A 25,231-nucleotide genomic window follows, 5' to 3' on the forward strand; every position below is an offset into this window, starting at 1 on the left:
CGCTCGCGCCCCTGAACGCACGTGCAGTCGACGTACCTCCAGGGGCGCGGGGAACTGCGCGACCAGCCCCCACGCACCCGCACCCGTATCAGAGCCCCCGGCCGCCTAGGCGAACACCACCGTCCGCCGCCCGTTCAAAAGGATCCTCCGCTCCGCGTGCCACTTCACGGCCCGCGCCAGCGCCTGGCACTCCACGTCCCGCCCGATCGCGACGAGCTGGTCCGGCGTGACGTCGTGCCCCACCCGCTCGACCTCCTGCTCGATGATCGGCCCCTCGTCCAGGTCCGCCGTCACGTAGTGCGCCGTCGCCCCGATCAGCTTCACGCCCCGGGCGTGCGCCTGGTGGTACGGCTTGGCGCCCTTGAAGCTCGGCAGGAAGGAGTGGTGGATGTTGATGATCCGCCCGCTGAGCCGCTTGCACAGGTCGTCGGAGAGCACCTGCATGTACCGGGCCAGGACGACCAGTTCGACGTCGGCCTCCCGCACGATCTCCAGCAGCCGCGCCTCCGCCTGGGCCTTCGTGTCCTTCGTCACCGGGACGTGGTGGAAGGGAACGCCGTAGGAGGCCACCAGTTCGGCGAAGTCGGTGTGGTTGGAGACCACGGCGGCGATCTCGACCGGCAGCGCCCCGATCCGGGTGCGGAACAGCAGGTCGTTCAGGCAGTGCCCGAACTTGCTGACCATCAGCACGACGCGCATCTTCTCGTCGGCCCGGTGGATCTGCCAGTCCATCTGGAAGGAGTCGCCGATCGCCGCGAAGCTGGCCCGCAGCTTGTCGACCGTCACCGGCGCCTCCGCCGAGAAGTGGACCCGCATGAAGAACAGGCCCGTGTCGTGGTCGCCGAACTGCTGGCTGTCCTCGATGTTGCAGCCGGTCATGAAGAGGTAGCTGGACACGGCGTGCACGATGCCCTGCTTGTCGGGGCAGGAGAGGGTGAGGACGTACTGGTCGGCGGGGGCCGCGGGACGGGTGGACTGCTCGTTCATGCGGGACAGGGTCCCATATCCGGCCCCCCGGCCGGCGGCCGTCCCGCTACGCGGACCGCGTCACGCGGACCGCACCATGATGTTCAGCACCTCCAGGCTGCGCGGCGCCGCGTCCGGGTCGTCCCCGTCGCTGGTGGCCAGCCGCACGTGCGCGTCCCGGGCCGCCCGCACCGCGTCCGGCCAGGCCGCGTGCTCCAGGTAGGCGGCCACCGGCGCGTCCGGGCCGACCTGGTGCATGATCCGCAGGACCCGCAGCACGGCCGTGTCGACGAGGGCCGCCTCCTGGGAGTCCCGGAAGATCGTGCCGACGTACTTCTCGGCCGACCAGTTGTCCAGCCAGGTGTCCTCGACCAGCCGGTACACGGCGTCGGTGACATCGCCGTAGCCGTCGGCCCCGGCCAGCCAGACGTCCCGCTGGAAGGCGGGGTCGGAGAGCATGTGCAGCGCCGACCGCACGTTGCTGCGCCAGCGCCACCAGGGCATGTCGTTGAGGGGCATGCCGCCCATGGTGGAGGAGCGACGGCCGCGACGGGAAGGGTTCTCCGGACCTTGCACGGTCATCGATCGTACGTTCCTCTCCATGCTTGCCTCACAGGCATCCGCAATTCACCGCGAAGACGCCGTCCGTCGACCGGAGGGCGCCCCCAGGTTAGTCCTGTGACGGAATCGTACGGTTTCATGACCGGCAGGCGACGCATCAGCAGAACCTCCCTGTCCCTGGGCGCACTCGCGGCGTGCGCGTCGCTCGCCGTCGGCTGCGGGGTCGTCCCCGGGGTCACGGGGGGCTCCGGGGACGACACCATCACCGTCATGACCTGGGCGCCCCAGGACACCGATGCCACCAACAAACCCGGCATGCCCGCCTTCGCCCAAGCCTACGCGCGCTGGGTCAACGAGCACGGAGGGCTGTCCGGCCACCAGCTCAAGGTCCTGACCTGCAACGACCACAACGACGGCGTGGCCGCCGCCAAGTGCGCCCGGCGAGCCGTCCAGGAGAACGCCGTCGCGGTCGTCGGCTCCTACAGCCAGTACGCCGACTCCTTCCTCTCCGTGCTGGAGGGCGCCGGCATCCCCTACATCGGCGGCTACGGCGTCACCAGCGAGGAGTTCACCAGCCCGCTGTCCTACCCCGTCAACGGCGGTCAGCCCGCGCTGCTGGCCGGCCTCGGTGCCGCGCTGGCCGACGAGTGCGGTCCCGTCACCCTGGTCCGGCCCGACACCATCGCCGGTGACCAGCTCGCCCCGCTGCTGGACTCCGGCCTCACGGCCGGCGGGCACGCCGGTGCCCAGGACCAGCGGGCGGCGGAGGACGCCACCGAGTACGGCGGCCAGGCCGACCGGGCGCTGCTGCGCTCCACCCAGGGCGTCTCGGCGGATCCGGGCTGCGTGGTCCCGGTGCTCGGCGACCGCACCGACACCTTCATGGACTCCTTCCGGCGCGCTCGCGACGACTACGCCGAGGTGCGCACCGCGACCGTGCTGGGCAGCGTCGACCAGTCCACGGTCAACGCCACCGGCGGGGCGTCGAGCCCCTACGAGGGGTCGTACGTCACCGGCTGGTACCCGGTGGAGACCGACGCGCTCTGGGACCCGATGAAGAAGGTGATCAAGGAGGAGGCGTTCGGCGACAACCGCGTCGACGCGGCGGACGCCGGGGTGCAGACCACCTACATCGCGTACACCGTGCTCAAGAAGGTCATCGCCTCGCTCGGTGACGGCGAGGTGACCGCCGACGCCATCACCGGCGCCCTGGACGACGGGCTGGAGATCGACACCGGCGGGCTCACCCCGTCGCTGCGCTGGACGTTCGCGGCCGACCTGGCCTCCGTGGGCTTCCCCCGGCTGGTGAACACCGACGTCACCCTCCAGGTGGTACGGGACGGACGGCTGGTGTCGGCCCGCGAGGGCTTCCTCGACACCACCGAGACGTTGCGGAAGGCCGACGTGACCTGAGGCGGCGTGGCCCGGGGCGGCGTGGCCCGGGGCGGGGCGGGCCGCCGCCGCGGGCGGGGGCCCGCCCTCGCCGGTCAGAGCTGCACCGGGGTGCGTTCGGTCAGGCCCCACTTCTTCGCGATCACGTTCCACAGCTCGGCCGCCCTGGCCTTCTGGGTGCTGGCGACGCCGCTCTCCTTGTTGCCGGCCGCGGTCTGCCCGGTGGTGCGGGCCTGGCCCTTCTTGCAGCCCTTCTTGCCGGCCGCCTGGTCGGCCCAGGCCGCGTAGTGGTTGTCGGCCGACGCCGACGCCTGCCACGCCTTGGTCAGGGCCGCGGTCAGCTCCGCGTTGCCCGGCAGCTGGTCCACGGACAACTGCGAGAGCCGGGTGACCAGTTCGGTGCGCTGCTCCGCCGCGTCACGCAGGCTCCGCGCCGCCTGGGCGAGGTTGTCGCAGGACTTCACTGCGGCCACGGCGTCGATCACCGTCTGCCGGCTGTCCCCGCTGTCGGCGAGCAGCGCGTCCAGCGCGACGGCCTGCTCCCGGGCCGGGTCGGCGGAGGCGGACGGGGAGCCCCCGGTCGCGGGGGCCGTGGCGGACACGGTCTGGTTCTCGTCGCCGTCGTCACCGCCTCCGCCGGCCAGCAGCGCGCCGGTGCCGATCCCGACGACGGCGATGGCGACGCCGACGGCCGCGATCAGCGGCACCCGGGAGCCGGTCCGCCCGCCCCGGCCGCCGCCGCGCCGGCCGCCGCCGGGGCCCTGCGGGGCGCGGCCGTGCGGGTCACCGCCGGGCCGGGGCGGCTGCGGGCCGCCGACGACGGGCATCTGCTGGGTGGAGCCGGACGGGCCGTCGGCGGCCGGGGCGCCGCGGAAGAGGCTGTCGAACTCGGCGGGCGGCCGCCGGTCCGCGTCCCCGCCGGATGCGCCGGACGCGCCGCCGAAGGGCGCCCCCGCGGGCTGTCCGGGCACGGGCGGGATGTACTGCGTGGCCTCCGCGTCGGAACCGGTGGCGGCCGGCGGCAGCGGACCGGGCCCCGGCGCGGCGGGCTTGACCACGCCGAGCGACCGCGTCTGCTCGGCGCCCTGCCGGACCGGCCGCTCCGGCGGCAGCGCGCCGGGCGCGACGGGCGGCAGGTACTGGGTGGCGCCCTCGTCGGCGGGGGCGGGCGGTATGTGCGGTATGTACTGGGTGGCGCCCTCGTCGGCGGCGGACGGGGCCGGCGCCGGCACGGGCGGCAGGTACTGGGTGGCCTGCTCCTGGGGGTGAGCGGGCGGCAACGGCGCGGCGGGGCCGCCGCCTTGCGCGCCCTGGGGGGCGTACGGGGGCTGCTGGTCGCCGTACGCCGGGGGCTGGTCGCCGTACGCCGGGGGCTGGTCGCCGTACCCCGGCTGCTGGTCGCCGTACCCCGGCTGCTGGCCGCCGTAGGCCGGGGACTGGGTCCCGTACCCCTGCTGGCCGCCGTAGGACGGGGCCTGGGCGCCCTCCGGGGGGAGCGGGCCCGGGCCCGGCGGCGGGGGCGGACCGGGCGGGGTCCGGTCGGACCAGGCGTCCGGCGCCTGCTGCCCGGGGGTGCCGGGAGCGCCCCAGGGGCCGGGGCCGCCGGGCGCCTCGTGGCCGGCGGGCGGGCCCTGGGGTCCGCCGGGGCCCCACGCCTGGTTCCACGCCGGTCCGCCGGTGGGGGCGGAGGCGGGGGGCGGGCCGGACGGCGGACCGGCGGAAACGCCCGTCATGCCCGGCAACAGGGGCTCGCCGCCGTCGGAGGGCAGCACGATGCCTTCGCGCGCCGGGCGCCGCGAGGGCTCCTCGCCCTGTCCACTCTGTGTCACCGGGACTCCTACGAATGGGGGACTTTCGGAATCGTCGGCTCACGCTACCGGGTTGTCCGAACGTGCTGCCACGCCGCACAGGGCGTGACCTCCTCCCCTGTGACCGCGATAACAGAACCGGTCCCCCGCGCGCCGTCGAGGCCCTCCGTTCCCGTCCGCCCCCTCGTTCTCCGCCCGTTCACCCGCCGTCCGTTCGCCCTCCGTCCGGGCAGGTGTTCACGCGGCCGTCCGGAGGGCGGCGTTCACGCGGCCGTCCGGAGGTCGACCCGGGCGCCGAACTCCCGTACCACCGCCTCCTCCCGGTACGGCTCCAGCCGCTGCTGGAGGTCCTCCAGGTACTCGGCGCCCCGGTTGGAGCGCAGGGTGGCGAGGAGTTCGACCGCCTTCGTGCCCGTGCCGCACGCCTCCTCGATCTCCCGCCGCTGCACCTGGGCGCTGGCCAGCAGGACGTACCCGATGGCCCGCCTGCGCGCCCGGCCGCGCGGGTGGCGGGCCAGGGCCTCCTCCGCGTACCGCGCCGCCGCGTCGGCCTGCCCCAGGTCCCGGTGGCAGTGCGCCAACTCGTCGGCGAGGTAGGCCTCGTCGAAGTGGGCGATCCAGGCCGGGTCGTCCCCGGAGTCCCGGCCGGCCGCCTCCAGCGCGGCCTCCGCCCGGCCCGCCGCGTCCTGGGCCGCCCGCGCGTCGCCGAGCAGGGCGTGCCCGCGGGCCTCGGCGGCGTGGAACATCGACTCCGCGCGCGGTGTGACGCGCCCTCGCGCGCCTTCCTGCGCCGCGCGCGCCAACTGCGCGATCTCACGCGGGTTCCCGAGCTGCGCGGCGAGGTGGCTCATCGACGCGGCGAGCACATAGCCGCCGTAACCGCGGTCGCCGGCCGCCTGGGCGAGCCGCAGCGCCTGGATGTAGTAGCGCTGGGCGAGGCCGGGCTGGCCGGTGTCGACGGCCATGTACCCGGCCAGTTCGGTCAGCCGGGCGACCGCCGCGAACAGGTCGCGGCCGACCGCCTCCCGGTAGGAGCCGGCGAGCAGCCCGGAGACGACGCTGTTGAGGTAGTGCACGACGACCGGGCGCACGTGCCCGCTGCCGTACTGGTGGTCCAGGTCGACCAGCGCCTGCGTCATCGCCCGCACCGCCGCCACGTCGGACTGGCCCACCCGCGGCCCGGCCGCGCGCGCCACCTGCGCGTCGGGCGCGGAGATCAGCCAGTCCCGGCTGGGCTCGACCAGCGCGGACGACGCGACGGAGGAACCGGACAGGAAGTCCCGCCGCCCCACGTCGCTGCGCCACAGCTCGCAGACCTGCTCGATGGCTCCCAGCACCGTCGGCGAGAACTGGAGGCCGACGCCGGACGCGAGGTTCTTGCCGTTGGCCATGCCGATCTCGTCGATCGTGACCGTACGGCCGAGTTTGCGCCCCAGCGCCTCCGCGATGATCGCCGGCGCCCGGCCGCGCGGCTGTTGTCCGCGCAGCCAGCGGGCCACCGACGTCTTGTCGTACCGCAGGTCGAGACCGTGCTCGGCGCCGCACATGTTGACCCGGCGGGCGAGCCCCGCGTTGGAGCAGCCCGCTTCCTGGATGAGCGCCTGCAGCCGTTCGTTCGGCTGCCGCGCGACGAGAGGCCTTGCGGCCATGGCGTACCCCCTGCTTCATGGCTCGGGTGCCTGCCCGTGCACCGAGTTGACGTGATTTCCGCGGCCGGGCCCCCGGAGGCCCGGCGGAGCGGGCCACCGACAGGAACCGGCCGTGGAGATCAGTGCCCCGCCGACATGCGGAAGATGCGAGGCTTGCGAGGTTTGCCGGGTAACGGCTGCCGCCGTGTCCCCCTGCCTGGCTACCCAACTCCCGCCGCGGATCCTCCCGCGCGCCCCCGGACGTGCCACCATGCGCCCCGACCGCGGAAGCGGTGCTCTCCCCCCGCGCGCGCACGGGCCGTAACCCGGGATGAGCACGGGAGTTGAGATCCACGTGGAAGAGACGATCCCGGGCACCGAGACCGCACAGATCCCCCGGCAGCGCGGCGCATCGTTGCTGGAGGCCGCCGTTGGCTACGCCGAGGAGCGTCACTGGGACGTGTTCCCCGGCACCTGGCTGGAAGCCGTCGACGGGGAGCAGCGCTGCTCCTGCGCGGACCCGGCGTGCGCCGCCCCCGGCGCGCACCCGGCGCGCGCGGACTGGGCGAGCCAGGCGACGGGCAGCGCGACCATGGCCCGCCGGATGTGGCAGAAGCAGCCGTCGGCGTCGGTCCTGCTGCCGACCGGGCGCGCGTTCGACGCGATCGACGTGCCGGAGACGGCCGGGTTCCTCGCGCTGGCGCGCATGCGGCGGTTGGGACTGACGCTCGGTCCGGTGGCGTTGGCCCCGGACCGGCGGATGCGGTTCTTCGTGCTCCCGGGGGCCGTGGTGAAGGTGCCGGAGCTGGTCAGGAGCCTGGGGTGGTCGCCGGCGTCGCTGGATCTGACGGCACTGGGGGAGAACGCGTGGGTCGCGGCGCCGCCCACGCGGTACGGGACGCGGGGGGCCGTGCAGTGGGCGTGCCCGCCGACCCGGACCAACCGGTGGCTGCCGGACGCGGAGGAACTGCTGCCGGCGCTCGCCTACGCGTGCGGACGGGACCGGTAGCTCAGGCGAGCGGGACCGGTAGCTCAGGCGGGCGCGGGGTGGGCGCGTCCGGGGCGCCGGGGCGCCCGCCGAGGTGTGCGGCGAGGCGCGCGGACAGGGGCGCGGACAAGTGCCCGGCGCGGCGGGGCGCGCGGCGAGGCGCCCTCGCCTCAGCGGGCGCTCCTGGGGCTGGGCGGCGGAGCTGGTCGGCGCGGGCGGCCGGGCACGGCTGCCGCAGGCCCTGGGACCGTCGCCGGCGCTGCTCGGCGCGACGCCGACGGCGCTGACGGCCGCTGGTGATCCCGGCCGCTGGTGATCCCGGTGGCCGGTGATCCCGGTGGCCGTCGGCAAGGGGCGGGACGACGCGGCCGGCCGCTCAGTCCCGCAGGCTGTCGAGGAACGGCTCGACGACCGCGCGCCAGGCCTCCGGCTGGTCGTAGTGGACCAGGTGACCGGCGTCGGCGACCTCCGCGTACCGGCCGCGCGGCAGGACCCGGACCATCTCCTGCGCCTCGGCGCGGCCCAGTTCGCCGTCGAGGCCGCGGACGACCAGGGTGGGGCAGCCGACCTGGGCCAGTTCGTCCCAGTGGGCGTCGTGGATCCAGGTCGCCCGGGAGCTGAGCATCTGCTCCGGTTCGAAGACCGGGCGCCAGCCGTCCGCCGACTCCGCCATCACCTCGGCGTAGAACGCGCCGCGGGCCGGGTTGGGCCGGTCCGTCCAGGGGTCGTCCTCGCCGAACCACTTGCGTACGTCGGCGAGGGTGGCGAAAGGGACCGGCCAGGACCGGAGCCACTGGGTCCACTCCTGCTGCGAGGCGGCGCCCAGCGCGGACGCCCGCATGTCGCAGATGACCAGGCCGCGGACCAGGTCGGGGTGTTTGGCGGCGAACTGCCAGGCGGTCAGCGCGCCCATCGCGTGACCGATGAGGACGGCCGGGGCGAGGCCGAGCTGGTCGAGCGCGGCGCCGACGTCCTCGACGTACGCCTCGCGGGTGTAGGACGCCTGCGGGGGCTTCTCGCTGCGGCCGTGGCCGCGCTGGTCGAGGGCCACGGCGCGGTGGCGCTCGGAGAGCCAGCGGGCGGTGGCCGCCCAGTGCGAGGCGCGGCCCATCAGGCCGTGCAGCAGCAGGACCCCCGGGGCGGTCGCCTCGCCGGCCGTCGGGTCGGCTTTGGGTGGGTCACCGAACTCCCAGGCCGCGAGGCGTACGCCGCCCGCCCCGGTCACGTCGATACGCCGCGCCATGGTCCTGGCACCCCCAAGATCCGCTCGGACCTGATCTGCCTGCCGTGCTGGTGTACTCGCCCTGCCACCGCAGGGTATCGAATGCCTATTCGAAAAAGCCGTCCTGCCGGGCAATACCCCTCGTTCGAGTGACACCCCGCGGGGATTGACCGCCGCTGTCGAGGGGAGATCTCCAGCGGGAGGCGGACCGCTCGGGGAAATCGGTCCGCGGGGATGACCCTGAGAGCTCGGGGCTCCGGGTCAGCACAGGGGAGGGCCGGCCCCGGCGCCGCACGGCGCCGGGGCCCTCTGTCGTCTCCGCGGCACGCCCTCCCCCTCTCCGGACCGCGACTTCCCCTCGCGGCCCCGAGCCTTCGTCATATGCCTCAGCGACAGCCTCGCACGCGAACCGCGCGGACGCTGCCGTTCGGGCGGACCGAATTCCGCGTTCGACGGGACGGAAACGCCGGCGCAACATCACCGCCGCTCACGGCGGCCGGCGTGCCGGCGCTCGACGCCGGGTCAACGACCGGTGCGGGGGCGGCACTCGGCGCATGCGCCAGCCCCCGCGCCGGGGCGGTACTCGGCAAACGTGCCGTCCCCCGTCGCCGGATCGTGCTCGACGGGCGGGTCGGCCCCGACGGACGGGTCAGCGCTTGGCGGGCGGGGCGGCGGTTGGCGGGCGGCTCAGTGCTTGGCGGGCGGGTCAGCGCTTGGCGACGAAGACGTGGGAGGCGACCTCCGACTCCAGCTCGGCCGCCTCGCCGCCGCTGCCCACCAGCACGCCGCCCGCGGACTCCGTCACGCTCACCACCGAACCGGGCTGCACGCCCGCCCGGCGCAGCGTGTACATCAGCTGCGCGTCCGTCTGGATGGGCTCGCCGATGCGGCGCACGACCACCGACTTGCCCTCGGCGCCCGGGTCCAGGTCGGAGAGCGCGACCAGGCCGGCGTCCAGGAACGGGTCGGCGGTGTACGTCTCGCCCAGCTCCTCCAGGCCCGGGATCGGGTTGCCGTAGGGCGACTCGGTGGGGTGGCGCAGCAGTTCGAGGACGCGGCGCTCCACGGCCTCGCTCATCACGTGCTCCCAGCGGCAGGCCTCGGCGTGCACCTGCTCCCACTCCAGACCGATCACGTCGACGAGCAGGCACTCCGCGAGCCGGTGCTTGCGCATCACGCGGGTGGCGAGCTTGCGGCCCTCGTCGGTCAGCTCCAGGTGCCGGTCGCTGGCGACGGACACCAGGCCGTCGCGCTCCATCCGCGCCACCGTCTGGCTGACCGTCGGACCGCTCTGGTCGAGCCGCTCCGCGATCCGGGCGCGCATGGGGACCACACCTTCCTCCTCCAGCTCGAGGATGGTGCGGAGATACATCTCCGTGGTGTCGATCAGTCCGGACATACGTGCCCCTCGATGAGATCTTCCGGAGGCTCGACGGCTCTCCGGCGCGTGCGCTGGCCCTGCCATCAATTCTGACGCATACCGCTGACAGCCGTGCCGCGCCGAGGAGAAGGGCCGAACGGGGTATCGAGCGTACCGCCCGGCCCCTCGCGCCCGCGTCCGCCGTATTGACACCGCACTGGTCCAGACCGCACCGTGAGGCGCTGCGCCGTACGTCACGGCGCGGCACAGGCGCCGCCCAGCCGCACCGAAGCCACACCGAAGCCACACCGAAGGCCACACCGAAGGGGCTCCGCATGAGCGACCGCAAGCCGGCCGGCCAGTTCCTCGACGCGGCGGTCGGTCTGCTGCGCCGCGTCCGGGACGAGGAGGAAGCGGCGGTGGAGGCGGCGGGCGCGCTGCTCGCGGACACCGTGGAGCGGGGCGGCCGGCTGTTCGCCTTCGGCGCGGGGCACTCGTCGCTGCCCGCGCAGGACGTCGTCTACCGGGCCGGCGGCCTGGCCCTGATGAACCTGCTGACGGTGCCGGGGGTCGTGGGCGTCGACGTGCGGCCCGCCACGCTGGGCTCCGCCCTGGAGCGCGTGGACGGCCTCGCCGGGGCCGTGCTGGACGCCTCGCCGCTGCGGGAGGGCGACGCACTGGTGGTCATCTCCCTTTCGGGGCGCAACGCGCTGCCCGTGGAGATGGCCCTGCACGCCCGCGCGCGGGGCATCCGCGTCATCGGCGTGACCTCGGTCGCGTACGCCACCGGCACCCGGTCCCGGCACTCCTCCGGCACCTTCCTGAAGGACCACTGCGACGTCGTGCTCGACTCCAAGGTCGCCGTCGGGGACGCGGAGCTGACCCTGGACGCCGTCCCGGCGCCGTTCGCCCCCGCGTCCACGGTGGTCACGGCCGCCCTCATGCAGGCCGTACTGGCCACCACGGCCGCCGCCCTCGCCGACCGCGGCGTCGAACCGCCGCTGCTGCGCTCGGGCAACGTGGACGGCGGCCACGACTGGAACAACCGGGTCCTGGAGCAGTACGGGGACCGCATCTTCTACCACCACTGAACCGGCGGCCGGACCGGCGGCGGGCCCGTCCCTCCGGGCCTACCGGTCCCGCTCCCCCACCGCGCCGGTCAGGTCCAGCGCCGCCGCGATGCGCAGGGCCACGTCCTCCGCGTGGGCCACGTCGGACCGCTCGAAGGCGCCGCGGCCGGCGCCCCGCAGGAACGTCACGACACCGAGCGCGCGCCCGCGGCTGCGCAGGACCGCGCACAGGGCGTGCGCCGTGCCCTCCGGCCACTGCCGGGACCGCGCCCACGCGCGCGCCCGGTCGGCCGGCATCGTCCCGGCGCTCGCCCGCACCGGGCCGGACCGCTCCACGCACTGCACCGCCGGGTGGCCCTGGTCGTAGCGGACCGGCAGCCCCGCCGCCCCGGTCGGCGCGCTCGGCCCCGGCGTGCCGGAGGGCGTGGCCGCGAACCGGACCAGCCGGACCTCACCGGCCGCCTCCGTGTCGGTGAGCGGGGCGCCCGCCACCCGGTCGATGAGCGCGTGGTCGGCGAACCCGGCCAGCGCGAAGTCCAGGTGGACGCAGGCCGCCTCGGCCGGGTCCTCGCACTCCGCCGCCGCCCGCGCCGCCCGGTGCGACTGGTGGGAGCGGAACCTGAGCAGCGACGCCTCCTGCTCGGCCTGCCGGGCCTCGGTGACGTCCTGGAACAGCCAGCCCACACCCAGCGGCACCGGCTCCTCCGCCAGCGGTGACGCAAGGCGCAGGAACCCGCTGCTCCAGCACCGCCGCCGCTCCCCGTCCGGGGTGCGCACGCTCACCCATATCTCGGCGGGCGCGGGCGGCGCGCCCTGGGCCAGGACGTGGGTCAGCGCGCTCTCCAGTTCCTCGACGCCCTGGGCGAGCAGATCGCCCAGCGGCCGGCCCAGTACGGACGTGCGCGCCATGCCGAAGGCCCGCGCGGCGTGCGCGTTGACGACGGCCGGACGCAGGTCGGCGTCGACCAGCACCACGCCCCAGTTCGCGTCCTCGAACAGGGCCTCGCTCAGCGCGATCGACCGCTCCAGGTCGATCTGGACGTGCACCTCGCTGAAGGCGCAGTACAGACCGGCGGGCTCGCCGTCCGGGCCGCGTACGGCCGCGGACTGGGTGCGCACCAGCACCCGTCCGCCGTCCTTGGTGAGCAGCGCGAACTCGTGCACCTGCCGGCCCGGCGCGCGCATCGCCGCGAGGAGCCGGCCCTCGGTCTCCTCGGCGTCCGCGCTGCGCACGGCCCACCCGGCGAAGCCCTTGCGGCCCACCGCCTCGGCCGCCGTCCAGCCGAGGATGCGCTCCGCCTCGCGGTTCCAGTGGGTGATGACGCCGTCCGCGTCGAACGCGCACAGCGCCGCGTCCATCCCGTCCAGCAGGGCGGCCAGCAGGTCCGCGCCCTCCCGCTCGGGTGGCTCGGGCCGGTCCGGCCCCAGCTCGTCGGTGGCCCCACTACGCCGGGAAGCACTCACCCGGACCCCCCTGCAAGCTGCGTCGGTACTGGCCTTCATTCAACTCGAACGTGACCCAGGGCACACCTGGTTCCCGCAATAATGCAGGAATCGTTGCACGCCGGAAATCCGTCCCGCCCCGCCGCCCGGGTCGCGGGCACGCGTCCACGGGCACGGATCGCGGGTGCGGGGCGCCGGGCGCGGGCACGGGTCGCCGGGCGCGGGCACGGGTCGCCGGGCGCGGGCCACGGGTCGCCGGGCGCGGGCCACGGGTCGCGGGAAAATGGGTTGAGCGTCTGCCGGACGCTTCCTAGTGTGTGAGGTACACGAGAAGGGAGGTGGTTCGGCAGATGTACAAAAACCGGACGCGTGAGGTGGCTGCGGGCTAGCGGCCCGTCACCACACCCAGTGCGGTGCCGGACCAGCGCGTGACAGAGGCGCGCAGCCGGCCCGATCTCCAGCAGTCACCCGACCCGCGAGTCGTCGGTACGTCCGGCCGGCTCCTCCACGGAGGAACCAGACTCGCGGGTCGTCTGCGTGTGCGGTGACGTCTACAGCGACTCGTAGCCTTCGATCTCGCGGGGGTCGCGGGGGCCGGGGCCGGTGTAGCGGGCCGAGGGGCGGACCAGGCGGCCGGTGCGCTTCTGCTCCAGGATGTGGGCCGACCAGCCGGCCGTGCGGGCGCAGGTGAACATGGACGTGAACATGTGGGCCGGTACTTCGGCGAAGTCCAGGACGATGGCCGCCCAGAACTCGACGTTGGTGGCCAGGACGCGGTCCGGGCGGCGGGCGTGGAGTTCGGCGAGGGCCGCCTTCTCCAGGGCCTCGGCGACCTCGAAGCGCGGGGCGCCCAGTTCGCGGGCGGTGCGGCGCAGGACGCGGGCGCGGGGGTCCTCGGCGCGGTAGACGCGGTGGCCGAAGCCCATCAGGCGTTCGCCCCGGTCCAGGGCGCGCTTGACGTACGCCTCGGCGTCGCCGGTGCGCTCGATCTCCTCGATCATGCCGAGGACGCGGGAGGGGGCGCCGCCGTGCAGCGGCCCGGACATGGCGCCGACGGCCCCGGAGAGGGCGGCGGCCACGTCGGCGCCGGTGGAGGCGATGACGCGGGCGGTGAAGGTGGAGGCGTTCATGCCGTGCTCGGCGGCGGAGGTCCAGTAGGCGTCGACGGCGGCGACGTGCTTGGGGTCGGGTTCGCCGCGCCAGCGGATCATGAAGCGTTCGACGACCGACCGGGCCTTGTCGATCTCGCGCTGCGGGACCATCGGCAGTCCCTGGCCGCGGGCCGACTGGGCGACGTAGGACAGGGCCATGACGGCGGCGCGGGCGAGGTCGGCGCGGGCCTGCTCGGCGTCGATGTCGAGCAGGGGCCGGAGTCCCCAGACGGGGGCCAGCATGGCGAGGGCGGACTGGACGTCGACCCTGATGTCGCCGGAGTGGACCGGGATGGGGAAGGGCTCGGCGGGCGGCAGGCCGGGGTCGAAGGCGCCGTCGACGAGCAGGCCCCAGACGTTGCCGAAGGAGACGTGCCCGACCAGGTCCTCGATGTCGACGCCGCGGTAGCGCAGGGCGCCGCCTTCCTTGTCGGGCTCGGCGATCTCCGTCTCGAACGCGACGATTCCTTCCAGCCCGGGTACGAAGTCGGACATCAGGCGGCTCCTCGTGATCGTGGTCCTGGTGGGACGAGGGGCGTGCGCCGCCCCGTGGATCCGCGGTCGTCGTCCCCGGTCCGCGGCCTTGGCGGCCACCCCGGTGACGTCCCGTACGCGGCACGATATCCCTGAGTGCCACTTCTGGGGAGGGTGTACGGCACTGAGTGCCACGGCGTGACGAAGGACACCGTGCGGCCGTATCCGATGCGGCAAGATGACAAGGTGACCGACGCACACGCCGCCGCCCCGGACCTCGCCTCGATGCGCAAGCAGTACCGGGCCGATGGGCTCGGGGAGACCGAGCTGGCCGCCACGCCCGTGGAGCAGTTCGCCCGCTGGTTCCGGCGGGCGGCGACGGACGGCGGTCTCTTCGAGCCGAACGCCATGGTCGTCTCGACGGCCGACGCGGAGGGGCGGCCCAGCTCCCGTACGGTGCTGTTGAAACACTTCGACGAGGCGGGTTTCGTCTTCTACACCAACTACGGCTCGCGCAAGGCCCGTGACCTGGCGGCCAACCCGCACGTCTCGCTCCTCTTCCCCTGGCACCCGATGGCCCGGCAGGTGATCGTCACCGGGACCGCGCGGCGCACCGGGCGGGACGAGACGGCCGCGTACTTCCGGACCCGCCCGCACGGCTCCCAGCTCGGGGCGTGGGCCAGTACCCAGTCGGCGGTGGTCGCGGACCGGGCGGCCCTGGACGCCGCGTACGCCGAGCTGGCCGCCCGGTACCCGGAGGGCGAGCAGGTGCCGGTGCCGCCGCACTGGGGCGGGTTCCGGGTGGTGCCGCGGACGGTGGAGTTCTGGCAGGGGCGGGAGAACCGGCTGCACGACCGGCTGCGGTACGTCGCCGAGGACGGCGGGGGCTGGCGGGTGGAGCGGCTCGGTCCGTGACGGCGGTGTCCGCCGCGGCGGGGGCTCAGTCCCGGACGCGGGGCTCCGGGGCCGGGTCCGGCGGCGAGCGCCTTCCCGACCAGGGGCCAGAACGCCTGCGGATCGGTCACCGCGAGGTGGGCGCAGTGGTCCGTCCAGGCGAGGTGGGCGATCTGGTGGGCGGCGGTCCAGTCGGGGGCGGGAGTGGCGAGGGCCCATCGCGCGGGGGTCGACTCGGCTGCCCGGGAGTCGAGTCCGGCACTTCCGGCGCGTAGGCCGTCGAGGACGGGCGTCGGGTCGGCCATGGCGGAGGAGCACGGCAGCGGCGACACCAATAAGCAGGCGCGCTTGCTTTGATTTCCGGCGGTCCCCGCCTCCCGGGGCCGGCCGCGGCTCACCTCGGAGCCGCCCCCCTTCGGGGTCAGCCGCGGTTGACCCCGGAACCGCCCCTTTGGGGTCAGCCGCGGTTCGCCTCGGAGCCGCCGCGGGGGGACGGTCCGGCGGCGGCTGCGGCCCTTCGCCGGTCCGCGCCGCGATGCCGCCGTCCGCGGAGGCGGGGTTCGCCCCGGCCCGCCTGGGTGCGTACCGCTCCCAGGCTCGCGGCGATGACGAGGGCGATCGCGGCCGTCTCCACGACGGACAGGGCCTGGTCCAGGACGAGGAAGCCGGCCCCGGCCGCGAGGGCGGGCTCCAGGCTCATGAGGATCGCGAAGGTGGAGGCGGGCAGGCGGCGCAGGGCGAGCAGTTCCAGGGTGTAGGGGAGGACGGAGGAGAGCAGCGCCACCGCCGCGCCCAGGCCCAGCGTCACCGGGTCGACCAGTTTCGCGCTCGACTCGGCGATGCCCATCGGCAGGAAGAGCAGCGCGCCCACCGCCACCGCCAGCGCCAGCCCGTCGGCCTGCGGGAAGCGGCGGCCGGTACGGGCGCTGAACACGATGTACGCCGCCCACATGACGCCCGCCCCCAGCGCGAACGCGACCCCCGCCGGGTCGAGGCCGCCGAAGCCCCCGCCGCCGAGCAGGAACACCCCGGCGAGGGCCAGTCCGGCCCAGAGCAGGTTGGCCGCCCGGCGCGAGGCCAGCACGGAGAGGGCGAGGGGGCCGAGGACCTCCAGGGTGACGGCCGGACCGAGCGGGACACGGGCGACCGCCTGGTAGAAGAGGCCGTTCATGCCGGCCATGGCGGCCCCGAAGACGATCACCGTGTGCCAGTCGGCGCGGGAGTGACCGCGCAGCCGGGGACGGCAGGCCAGGAGCAGCACCACGGCGGCGACGGCCAGCCGCAGCGTGACGACGCCGAGCGCGCCGGCCCTCGGCATCAGGGTCACCGCCAGCGCGCCGCCGAACTGCACCGACAGCCCGCCGGCGAGGACCAGGCCGACCGGTCCGAGGGCGCCCCGGCGGCCGGGGGCTCCCCCGGTCGGGGCCGCGCCGCTTGTCGCGGGGGCGGCCTGGGCCGGGATGCCGGGCTCGGCACTGAGGGTGTTCACGGAGGCTCCGGGGACGGTGGGGCGGGGGTGGGGGCGGGGACCGGGCGACGAGGGCGGCCGGTGATGACGACGGACGGGCTCGCGTCCATACCACTGTACTGTGTGGTACAGGTCACTGGACTCGAACGGTCGCACGGTCCTGCCATGCGACTGCCCCGGGCCGGGTACGCGGCCGTCAACGCGCGCCCGGCGCGCGGACCGGCGGCCCGCGCCGGGTAGCGTCCGCGGCGGCGGCGCTCCCGGCCCGCCGCTCCCCTTCCGTCCCACCCCGCCCCCGGAGGCCCCGTGAGCCGACTCCTCGCCCGACTCTGGCGTGCGCTGCGTCCTGTGCAGAGCCGCCTGATGTGGTTGCTGAACCCGAAGTTCGTGGTCGGTGTGACCGGCGTCGTACGGGACGGCGACGGGCGGGTCCTGCTGCTGCGGCACCGGATGTGGCCGCCCGGCCGCCAGTGGGGGCTGCCCAGCGGTTTCGCGCACAAGGGGGAGGACTTCCGGCGGACCGTGATCCGCGAGGTCAAGGAGGAGACCGGCCTCGACGTGGAGGCGGGCCGGCTGGTCATGCTGAACAGCGGCTTCCGCACCCGGCTGGAGGTGGCCTACGAGGCCCGGCTGCTCGGCGGCGAGCTGCGCGTCGACCCGTTCGAGATCCTGGAGGCCCGCTGGTGCCGGCCCGACGAACTGCCGGAGGACGTCCAGCCGGTGTGCCGCCCGCTGGTCCGGGGCGAGACCGCCTGCTGAACCGGACCGCGCCGGACGATGCCGGACCGCGCCGGGCCGGACCGGACAGGGCCGGACCAGGCCTGGTGGTGTCCAGCGGTGCCCTGGTGGGGCCCGCGCCTGGTGTGCCCCGTCGCCGTAGGGCGCCCGGTGGTGTCCAGCGCCCTTGGCGGCCCCCGCGACACCCCGGCGGGGCCTTGGCCCCGCGCTTTCGTGAAGCGCGCTGTCCGGCAGGTGATCAGGCAGCCAGAAAGCTCCTCTGCCCAGCGGGAACGAGGGTTGCCGAGCTCCTTGTTCCCACCTCTGGCGAGGCGCTTTCCAGGTGAAGCGGCCCATCGGGTCCGGCCCCCATGCCCTTGTCCGGGGTGACAGCCGCGCCGTGGTCTCGCGGGCCGGTTCGGTCCTGCCGGTCGAAACGGTCCGCGAGACCGGCCTCGGCCAGGCCATGTCCGCAGCACTCGCCTCCTGACGGAAGCCGCGGGCCGCCCATGGCCCGGGCAAGGTCCTCGTGGATCCCGCAGTGGCGGTCGCGCTCGGCGGGGACCGCCTCGCCGGCATTACGCAGCCGCGGGCCGAACCGGCCGCGTTCGGGCCGGTCGCCTCCGCCCCGACGGTCTCCCGCCCGAATGCCCCGGCGGTGGACCAGCGAGCCGTCCCGGCAGACCACCCCGACGCCAGGACGTGTCCGGCTCACGGCTCAACCGGCAGCCGGGTGGCGGCGTCCATCAGCGGGGTTCCGTAGACGTCCGCCCGCCTGCCACGAGCAACGGAAAGCGGAACGGTCCGCCGACCACGCCGGCGGACCGGCACGAAAGATCGAGGCTATCCCCCAATCCAGGTGTTACCGATTCCACCGAAGGCCATCTTCACCTCGGCGTCCTCTTCTTTCCCGTTCTTCGAGTCGGTCACATTCGAACTATGCGCGGCTGGACCCTCCTTCGCCACGGATCCGGCACCGTTCGAGTACCCTGCGAGCCCCACGGCCGTCGCCGCCAGTGCCGCCCCGGCGATCCAGCCCACGGCCCTCTTCCTGTGAATGTTCGAGACCATGCCGGCGTTCCTTTCGATGATTCAAACGGTCGGATCAGGCGCTGTTCCCTCTTCGGGCGAACCCGGCGTGCGATGCGGCCTTGACGCACGCCATCTCCCTTGAGTACGACGCGGGTTGCCCGCACTGGGTTCAATGTGCGCGTCAAAAGGCGGGCCCGGAACGGAAAAGAGCACTTTCCAGGCGAGAGGTTCCATTTCGTCGTGTCCGCGTGTCCACGGCGGGGGCGGCGGCCGGTCGGTGGTCTCCCGGGCCGGGGCCGTGCTGCTGGTGGAGACGGTCCGCGAGGCCGGCCCGGACCAGGCGTTGTCCGCGGCCCTGGGGCCGTGGCGCGAGGCCCGGGCGGCGCACGGTCCGGGCAAGGTCCTGCTGGATGTGGCGCTCGCGGTGGCGCTGGGCGGGGACTGCCTGGCCCGATGTCGCGACGGTGCGGGCCGAACCGGCTGCGTTCGGGCGGTCGCTTCCGACCCGACGCTCTCCCGGCTCGTCGACCCCCTCGCCGCCGGTGGGACACGGGCCCTGACCGCCCTTCGTGCCGTCCGGGCCGATGTGCGGGAACGGGTCCGGAAGCTGGCCGGTGACACGGCACCGGACACCGGCGGGCAGGTGACCGCGGACCTCGACGGCGTCCTCGCCCCGGCCCGCTCCAAGAAGCAGGACGCGGCGGCGACCTGGGAGAAGCCCTTCGGGCACCGTCCGCTGACGGGCTTCGCCGACCACGGCCGCGGCGGGTCCGGCGAGCCGGTCGCGGGCCTGCCGCGGCCCGGGAACGCCGGCTCCGACACCGCCGCCGACCACCTCACCGCCGCCCGGCCGGCCCCGGCCCGGCTGCCGGAACAGTGCCGACGGGAACGGCGGACCCTGATCCGCGCCGACTCCGGCGGCGGTACCGCGCCTTCGTCGACCGGCTCGCCCAGCGCGGGCGGTGGCTGTCGTACTCGGTCGGCATGACCATCACCGACGCCCTCCACCCCGCTGTCCTGAGGGTGCCGCCGCGGCCTGGACGCCGGCCGTGGAACCCGACGGCGGCATCCGCGACGGCGCCCGGGTCGCGGAGACCGGCGCCGGCAGCGGCTGTGCGGCCGGCCGGCCGAAGGGCACGCGTCTGATCGTCCGGAGGGAACGTCCGCACCACGGCCCCCAGTCGCGCCTCACCGACGCCGACGGCCGTCGCCAGGACCACGGCGCCGCCGCCGGCCACCCACCGGCGTTCACCGCCACGCCGCCGCGTCCGCCCCGGCCCGTCGCCTCGATCGCCCATACGCTCCAGCACGCCTCACCGGACCGAACGGTTCCGGTCGGCCGGGGCGGACCGGTCAGGTCAGGTCAGGGCAGGGCAGGGCAAGGCAGGGCAAGGCAGGGCGGCCGGGGAAGGAGTCCGCGCCGTATCGGAGGACAGCAGCCCGGCGGGTGTCACCGAGGGGCTCAGATGAGCGGAGTGGTGTCACCTGGGGCCGCACTGTCATCCGCATCCGGCTCCCCCGGTCCCTCCCTCTGTCCCTCCCCCGGCCCCTCCCCCGATCCCTCTTCCTGCCCCTCCCCCAGTCCCTCCGCCAGCACCTCCGCCAGGTGCCGGCCCCGCGTCCCGGTCAGCTGCTCCAGTTGCGTACGGCAGGAGTAGCCGTCCGCCAGGACCACCGCCCCGGGCGGCGCCTCGCGCACCGACGGCAGGAGGCGGTCCCGCGCGCACGCCACCGACACCTCGTAGTGGCCCGCCTCGAAGCCGAAGTTCCCGGCCAGCCCGCAGCAGCCGCCGGCCAGTTCGCCGGTGAGGCCCGCGGCGGCGCGCAGCCGGCGGTCGGCCGCGATGCCGAGGACGGCGTGCTGGTGGCAGTGGGTCTGGCCGGTGACCGGACGGTCCAGGGCCGGCGGGGTCCAGTCGGGGGCGTGGCGTTCCAGTGCCTCGGCGAAGGTGAGGACGCGGCCGGCGAGGACGGCGGCACGCGGGTCGTCGTGCAGCAGTTCGGGCAGGTCGGTGCGGAGGGCCGCCGCGCAGCTCGGCTCCAGGACGACGACCGGGGCGGCCGTCGCCAGTACCGGTTCCATCAGGTCGAGCGTGCGGCGCAGGACCGCGCGGGCCCGGTCGAGCTGCCCGGTGGAGACGTACGTCAGCCCGCAGCAGACCCGGCCGCGCCGGGCCGTCAGCAGGGCCGCGGGCGAGCGGGTCCGGCCGTCGCCGACCGCGCCGCGCCCCGGCCGCAGCGTCGGCGGCAGCGCCACCCGCAGCCCCGCCGCCTCCAGGACGCGTACGGCCGCCCGTCCCACGGACGGCGACAGGTGCTCGGTGAACGTGTCGGGCCACAGCACGACCAGGTCGCCGCCGGCACCATCGGCACCGCCGTCGGCGGAGGGCCGCCGCCGCCCGCGCCACCACCGGCTGAACGTCTCGCCGGCCAGCCGCGGGATCTCCCGCTCGGCCGCGATGCCGCCCAGCCGCTTGGCCACCGCGGCCACCGGACGCACGGAGGCCAGCGCGTTGAGGGCGGTTGCCGTCCGGGTACGGGAGGCCCAGCGCAGCCACACCGGCAACCACCCCATCGTGTAGTGGGCGGCGGGGCGGCGCCGGCCCGCGTAGTGGTGGTGCAGGAACTCCGCCTTGTACGTGGCCATGTCCACCTCGACCGGGCAGTCCGAGCGGCAGCCCTTGCAGGACAGGCACAGGTCGAGGGCGTCGCGGACCTCCGTGGACCGCCAGCCGTCGGTGATCACCTCACCGGCGAGCATCTCGTGCAGCAGCCGGGCCCGGCCCCGCGTCGAGTGCTCCTCCTGGCCGGTCGCCCGGAACGACGGGCACATCACGGACGCGCCCGCCGCCACCGCCGTACGGCACTTGGCGACCCCGACGCAGCGCCGGACCGCCGCCGTGAAGTCGCCGCCGTCGGACGGGTAGCCGAAGGCGACGTCGACCGGTGCGCGCGGCAGGACGGCGAAGCGGAGGTCCGCGTCGAGGGGGGCCGGGCGGACCAGCACGCCGGGGTTGAGCAGGCCGTCCGGGTCCCAGACGGCCTTGGCCCGCTCGAAGAGGGCGACCGTTTCGGCGCCGTACATGCGCGGCAGCAGTTCCGCGCGGGCCAGCCCGTCGCCGTGCTCGCCCGACAGCGAACCGCCGTGTGACACCACCAGGTCCGCCAGTTCCCCGGAAAAGCGCCGGAAGCGGGCGACTCCGGCGTCCGTCAGCAGGTCGAAGTCGATCCGGACGTGGACGCAGCCCTCCCCGAAGTGCCCGTACGGCGTGCCGCGCAGCCCGTGGGCGGCCAGCAGCGCCCGGAAGTCGCGCAGGTAGGCGCCCAGCCGGGCGGGCGGCACCGCGCAGTCCTCCCAGCCGGGCCAGGCCTCGCTGCCGTCCGGCATCCGGGTCGCCGTACCGGCCGCGTCCTCCCGCATCCGCCACAGCGCCCGCCGCCCGGCCGGGTCGGTCACCACGCGGGCGTCCACGGCGTCGGCGGCCCGCACCACCGCCCGCGCCCGCGCGCGGGCCTCGGCCGGGGTGGCGCCGCCGGTCTCCACGAACAGCCACGCCCCGCCCCCGGGCAGTCCGGCCGGGTCGGGCACCAGGTCGGCGGCCATCCCCTCCACCGTCAGCGGCCCCAGCGGCAGCAGTCCGGCCGCCGCCTCGGCCGCCGCGCCCTCCTCGCCGTACCCGAGCACCGCCAGGGCCCGCGCGGGCGGCGCCTCGACCAGCCGGACGACCGCCTCGGTCAGCACGCCCAGCGTGCCCTCGGAGCCGCAGAAGGAGCGGGCGACGTCCGCGCCGCGCTCCGGCAGCAGGGCGTCCAGGGCGTAGCCGGAGATACGGCGGGGCAGGCCGGGGAAGCCGGCGCGCAGCCGCGCCGACTCGCCGGCCACCAGCGCGCGCAGGCCGGCGGGCGCCCCGGCCCACCCCGGTCCGGGCCGCAGCCGCTCGCCGCGCGCGGTGAGGACCGACAGCCCGGCGACGTTGTCGGCGGTCGTCCCCCAGGCCACCGAGTGGGAGCCGCAGGAGTTGTTGCCGATCATGCCGCCGAGGGTGCACCGGCCGTGGGTGGAGGGGTCGGGGCCGAAGCGCAGGCCGTGCGGGGCGGCGGCCTCCTGGAGCCGGTCCAGGACGAGGCCGGGCTGTACGACGGCCGTGCGGGCCCCGGGGTCCAGGGAGAGCAGCCGGTTCATGTGCCGGGTGAAGTCCAGGACCACACCGGTCCCGGTCGCCTGGCCCGCGATCGACGTGCCGCCGCCGCGCGCCACGACCGGCACGCCCCGCGTCCGGCACACCTCCAGGACGGCCGCCACGTCGTCGGCGTCGCGCGGGGCGACCACGCCCAGCGGGACCCGGCGGTAGTTGGACGCGTCCATGGTGGTCAGGGCCCGGGCGGTCGCGTCGAAGGAGACCTCGCCGCGCACGGCCGCCCGCAGCGCGCTGCGCACCTCGGGCCCGGCTTGTGCTGCATCCGTCATGCCCTCAGCATGCCCAGCTGGGAGGGGGACCGCTTCGGGCCACCGACGGCGGCGCGTTCGCGCCCGGCGTGTTTGCCGTAGTTGTTCCTGTGATCTGATGCTAAGAACGTGACACTAATGTGCCCAACGCGATCGTGAAGTCTCTTATAGTGACCGTCAGGTAGCCAAAGGTGTCGTCCGGCACTGGAGAAGACTGCCGAAAACCGACCACGAAAACCCGACACTTCCCCCACGGAACGCCCCCGACGACACCACCCGAGGAACATCCCGCAGGCCGCCGCCCCGCCCGGTGGACGCCGGCGGACTCGACCGAGGAACCGACTGATGACCTCCCCACCGCCTCCCGGCGAACGCCCCGCCATATCCAGCCTCCTGCCCGCCTTCCTGGTCACCGCGGTGCCGGCCGGACTGGCGGTGACCGCCGCGGTCCTCGTCGCGCCCGAGAGCGCGCGGGTCCCGCTCGCGCTGGGCGGCGGCGTGGCCGGCCTGCTGCTGAGCGTGGCGGTGGCCGTGGCCGTGCACGGCGTCCGGGCGGCCCGGGCGGCTCGCCGTCGGCTGGAATCCGTCAACCAGGAGATGGGGCGGCTGCTCCAGGAGCGCGTCCGGACCGCCGAGGAGGCCCGCCAGGAACGCGCCCGGCTCACCGACGAACTGGACAGGGAACGCGCCCGGCTGACGGCCGAACTGGTCCAGGAACGCGCCCGCGCGGCGGCCGAACTGGCCCAGGAGCGCACCCGGCTCACCGGGGAGCACGTCGCCGAACACGCCCGGCTCGTCAAGGAGCACGCCACCGAGCACGCCCGGCTCACCGGGGAGCACGCCGCCGAACTCGCCCGGCTCACCGAGGAGCACGCCGCCGAACTCGCCCGGCTCACCGAGGAACACACCGCGGAGCGGGCCCGGCTGACCGGGGAGATCGCCCGGCTCACCAAGAAGCTCCGTGAGTCCGAGGCCCGCCGCACCGCCGCCGTCTCCGCCACCGCCAACGTCGCCGGACGCCTCCAGGCGCTGGCCACCGCCACCCTCGCCGACCTGCGCGCGATGGAGGAACGCCACGCCGACGAGGACGTCCTCGCCGACCTCCTCCAGCTCGACCACCGCACCGCCCAGGCCGGACGGCTCGCCGACTCCGTCGCCGTCCTCGCGGGGGCCCGCTCGGGGCGCCGCTGGGCCCGGCCGATCGGCATGGAGTCCATCCTGCGCGGCGCGATGGGCCGGATCAGCGGCTACCAGCGGGTCCGCGTCCACTCCACCAGCGAGACCGCGGTCGCCGGGCACGCCGCCGAGGGCGTGATGCACGCGCTGGCCGAGATCCTGGACAACGCCGCGAACTTCTCCCCGCCGACGGCGGAGGTCCACGTCTACGTCGAGGAGGTCCCGGCCGGCGCCATCGTGTCCGTCGAGGACAGCGGTCTGGTCATGGGCGACGTCCAGCTGCGCCGCGCCGAACGCGCGGTGTCCGGCAAGACCGCCGGGCTGGGCGGTCTGACCGGCACCCGGCTGGGACTCGCCGTGGTGGGGCGGCTGGCCCAGCGGTACGGCCTGAAGGTGTCGTTCCGTCCGTCGGCCCGGGGCGGCACGGGCGTGCTGATGCTGATCCCGCAGGAGCTGCTGGTCTCGGCGGACGGTTCGAGGTCCGCCCTGTCCGCTGCGGCCGCGGGCGCCACCGGGACGGGAGCGGCGGTTCCGGCGCTCCCGCGGAAGGCCTCGGCGGGCTCGGCCGACGCGGCCGACACGGTCTCCGCACCCCCCCGGCTGCCGCAGCGCCACGGTTCCGCCCCGGCGGACCGCCCGGGCCGGGCCACCGGGCCCCGGCACACCGCGGTCCCCGCCACCGGAACCGGCCCCGACAGCCCCGACGGCCCGAAGCACTCGGACACCACGGCCCACCCCGACACCCCGGACCACCGGGGCGCCACGGACCACGAAGGCGCCATGGACCACCGAGGCACCACGGACCACCGAGGCACCACGGACCACCGAGGTACCACGGACCACCAGAGCGCCACCGACCACCAGAGCGCCACGGGCCACCCCGGCTTCCCGGCGGTCTCCGGCACCTCCGGCGCCCCGGCGGAAACCGCCCCGGCCCCGGCGGCCGGCCCCGCGGCCGGGTCCCCGGACTCCTCCACCGAGTTCCCCGCCCCTTCCGCCGAGGGCTCCGTGCTCCCGCACGGGCTCCCCCGGCGCCGTCGCGGACGCACCCTCGCCGAGGCCGAGCGCGCGCGCCTGGCGCAGCACTCCGCCGCGCCGCGCACCCCGCCGACCCGCGAGGAGGCGAAGGCCCGCGTCGCCCGCTTCAGCAGCTTCCGGCAGGCCGTACGCGGCCCCTCCGCCCAGCCCGCGCCCGAAGCCCCCGAAGCCCCCGAGGCCCCCGAGGCCCCTGGGACCAGCGAAACTCCCGAGGCCACCGAACTCCTCGGCACCCCCGCACCCCCGGAGGCCCCCGCGACCACACCCACCCCGGACCCGCGGGCCACCGACCCCGCCGGCACCACCGATCCCGTCGGCACCAAGGGCCCCGCCGGCGCCGACGGCCCCGCGACGGCCCCCGGCACCCCTTCCCACCCGTAACCCCACCCGGAAGGC

At 75.4% G+C, this 25,231-nt stretch carries 18 protein-coding genes and 2 pseudogenes; 8 read left to right on the top strand and 12 right to left on the bottom strand.

Annotation, left to right across the window (positions count from 1 at the left end):
• Positions 1 to 105: 105 nt before the first annotated feature.
• A complete protein-coding gene (gene purU / locus ACY1JF_RS17730; RefSeq protein ID WP_462706104.1) occupies positions 106 to 987 on the bottom strand; it encodes a formyltetrahydrofolate deformylase in 882 nt (293 codons plus the stop codon).
• Positions 988 to 1,047: 60 nt separating this feature from the next.
• Positions 1,048 to 1,548, bottom strand: coding sequence for an SCO4402 family protein (locus ACY1JF_RS17735; protein WP_462706105.1), 501 nt, complete (start codon positions 1,546 to 1,548; stop codon positions 1,048 to 1,050).
• Positions 1,549 to 1,665: 117 nt separating this feature from the next.
• Between ACY1JF_RS17735 and ACY1JF_RS17740 the strand changes: the two genes are divergently transcribed.
• The gene (locus ACY1JF_RS17740) at positions 1,666 to 2,940 is read left to right on the top strand and encodes an ABC transporter substrate-binding protein (RefSeq protein WP_462706106.1); all 1,275 of its coding nucleotides are present in this window, start codon (positions 1,666 to 1,668) and stop codon (positions 2,938 to 2,940) included.
• 74 nt (positions 2,941 to 3,014) lie between these two features.
• On the opposite strand, the gene ACY1JF_RS17745 is transcribed toward ACY1JF_RS17740, so the two are convergent.
• A complete protein-coding gene (locus ACY1JF_RS17745) occupies positions 3,015 to 4,748 on the bottom strand; it encodes a hypothetical protein (RefSeq protein WP_462706107.1) in 1,734 nt (577 codons plus the stop codon).
• Positions 4,749 to 4,990: 242 nt separating this feature from the next.
• The gene (locus ACY1JF_RS17750) at positions 4,991 to 6,376 is read right to left on the bottom strand and encodes a transcriptional regulator (RefSeq protein ID WP_462706108.1); all 1,386 of its coding nucleotides are present in this window, start codon (positions 6,374 to 6,376) and stop codon (positions 4,991 to 4,993) included.
• A 334-nt stretch (positions 6,377 to 6,710) separates the two neighbouring features.
• Here ACY1JF_RS17750 and ACY1JF_RS17755 point away from each other — a divergent pair, with 334 nt between their 5' ends.
• A complete protein-coding gene (locus ACY1JF_RS17755; RefSeq protein ID WP_462706109.1) occupies positions 6,711 to 7,364 on the top strand; it encodes a bifunctional DNA primase/polymerase in 654 nt (217 codons plus the stop codon).
• Between the two features lie 355 nt (positions 7,365 to 7,719).
• On the opposite strand, the gene ACY1JF_RS17760 is transcribed toward ACY1JF_RS17755, so the two are convergent.
• Both ACY1JF_RS17760 and ACY1JF_RS17765 read right to left on the bottom strand, forming a co-directional pair.
• On the bottom strand, positions 7,720 to 8,586 hold the full coding sequence (locus tag ACY1JF_RS17760; protein ID WP_462706110.1) for an alpha/beta fold hydrolase: 867 nt from the start codon (positions 8,584 to 8,586) through the stop codon (positions 7,720 to 7,722).
• 685 nt (positions 8,587 to 9,271) lie between these two features.
• A complete protein-coding gene (locus ACY1JF_RS17765; RefSeq protein WP_462706111.1) occupies positions 9,272 to 9,964 on the bottom strand; it encodes a metal-dependent transcriptional regulator in 693 nt (230 codons plus the stop codon).
• A 296-nt stretch (positions 9,965 to 10,260) separates the two neighbouring features.
• On the opposite strand from ACY1JF_RS17765, the gene ACY1JF_RS17770 reads away from it, so the two are divergent.
• Positions 10,261 to 11,016, top strand: a complete 756-nt coding sequence (locus ACY1JF_RS17770) for an SIS domain-containing protein (RefSeq protein ID WP_462706112.1) — start codon at positions 10,261 to 10,263, stop codon at positions 11,014 to 11,016.
• A gap of 39 nt (positions 11,017 to 11,055) precedes the next feature.
• Here the strand turns inward: ACY1JF_RS17770 and ACY1JF_RS17775 are convergent, their stop codons facing one another.
• Positions 11,056 to 12,459: a PAS domain-containing protein gene (locus ACY1JF_RS17775; protein ID WP_462706113.1), complete on the bottom strand. Its 1,404-nt coding sequence runs from the start codon at positions 12,457 to 12,459 to the stop codon at positions 11,056 to 11,058.
• Between the two features lie 530 nt (positions 12,460 to 12,989).
• On the bottom strand, positions 12,990 to 14,084 hold the full coding sequence (locus tag ACY1JF_RS17780) for a citrate synthase 2 (RefSeq protein WP_462706114.1): 1,095 nt from the start codon (positions 14,082 to 14,084) through the stop codon (positions 12,990 to 12,992).
• A 207-nt stretch (positions 14,085 to 14,291) separates the two neighbouring features.
• On the opposite strand from ACY1JF_RS17780, the gene pdxH reads away from it, so the two are divergent.
• Positions 14,292 to 14,978, top strand: coding sequence for a pyridoxamine 5'-phosphate oxidase (gene pdxH / locus ACY1JF_RS17785; protein ID WP_462706205.1), 687 nt, complete (start codon positions 14,292 to 14,294; stop codon positions 14,976 to 14,978).
• A 50-nt stretch (positions 14,979 to 15,028) separates the two neighbouring features.
• On the opposite strand, the pseudogene ACY1JF_RS17790 reads toward pdxH, so the two are convergent.
• A pseudogene (locus ACY1JF_RS17790) lies at positions 15,029 to 15,262 on the bottom strand (maleylpyruvate isomerase N-terminal domain-containing protein); the annotation flags it as partial.
• A gap of 152 nt (positions 15,263 to 15,414) precedes the next feature.
• Positions 15,415 to 16,446, bottom strand: a complete 1,032-nt coding sequence (locus tag ACY1JF_RS17795; protein ID WP_462706115.1) for an EamA family transporter — start codon at positions 16,444 to 16,446, stop codon at positions 15,415 to 15,417.
• A 285-nt stretch (positions 16,447 to 16,731) separates the two neighbouring features.
• On the opposite strand from ACY1JF_RS17795, the gene ACY1JF_RS17800 reads away from it, so the two are divergent.
• Positions 16,732 to 17,184 carry an NUDIX hydrolase gene (locus ACY1JF_RS17800; RefSeq protein ID WP_462706116.1) on the top strand — a complete coding sequence of 151 codons (453 nt, stop codon included), beginning with the start codon at positions 16,732 to 16,734 and terminating at the stop codon, positions 17,182 to 17,184.
• A gap of 301 nt (positions 17,185 to 17,485) precedes the next feature.
• Positions 17,486 to 17,785, top strand: a pseudogene (locus tag ACY1JF_RS17805) (transposase); the annotation flags it as partial.
• A 200-nt stretch (positions 17,786 to 17,985) separates the two neighbouring features.
• Here ACY1JF_RS17805 and ACY1JF_RS17810 read toward each other — a convergent pair.
• On the bottom strand, positions 17,986 to 18,213 hold the full coding sequence (locus ACY1JF_RS17810) for a hypothetical protein (protein WP_462706117.1): 228 nt from the start codon (positions 18,211 to 18,213) through the stop codon (positions 17,986 to 17,988).
• A 238-nt stretch (positions 18,214 to 18,451) separates the two neighbouring features.
• Here ACY1JF_RS17810 and ACY1JF_RS17815 point away from each other — a divergent pair, with 238 nt between their 5' ends.
• Positions 18,452 to 19,162 carry a transposase gene (locus ACY1JF_RS17815; protein ID WP_462706118.1) on the top strand — a complete coding sequence of 237 codons (711 nt, stop codon included), beginning with the start codon at positions 18,452 to 18,454 and terminating at the stop codon, positions 19,160 to 19,162.
• 474 nt (positions 19,163 to 19,636) lie between these two features.
• Here the strand turns inward: ACY1JF_RS17815 and ACY1JF_RS17820 are convergent, their stop codons facing one another.
• Entirely contained in the window at positions 19,637 to 22,642 is a 3,006-nt protein-coding gene (locus tag ACY1JF_RS17820; protein ID WP_462706119.1) for an FAD-binding and (Fe-S)-binding domain-containing protein, read from the bottom strand.
• Between the two features lie 324 nt (positions 22,643 to 22,966).
• On the opposite strand from ACY1JF_RS17820, the gene ACY1JF_RS17825 reads away from it, so the two are divergent.
• Positions 22,967 to 25,216 carry a sensor histidine kinase gene (locus tag ACY1JF_RS17825; RefSeq protein ID WP_462706120.1) on the top strand — a complete coding sequence of 750 codons (2,250 nt, stop codon included), beginning with the start codon at positions 22,967 to 22,969 and terminating at the stop codon, positions 25,214 to 25,216.
• The last annotated feature ends 15 nt before the right edge of the window (positions 25,217 to 25,231 follow it).

This window comes from Streptomyces sp. SYSU D01066-1 (genome assembly GCF_054956795.1).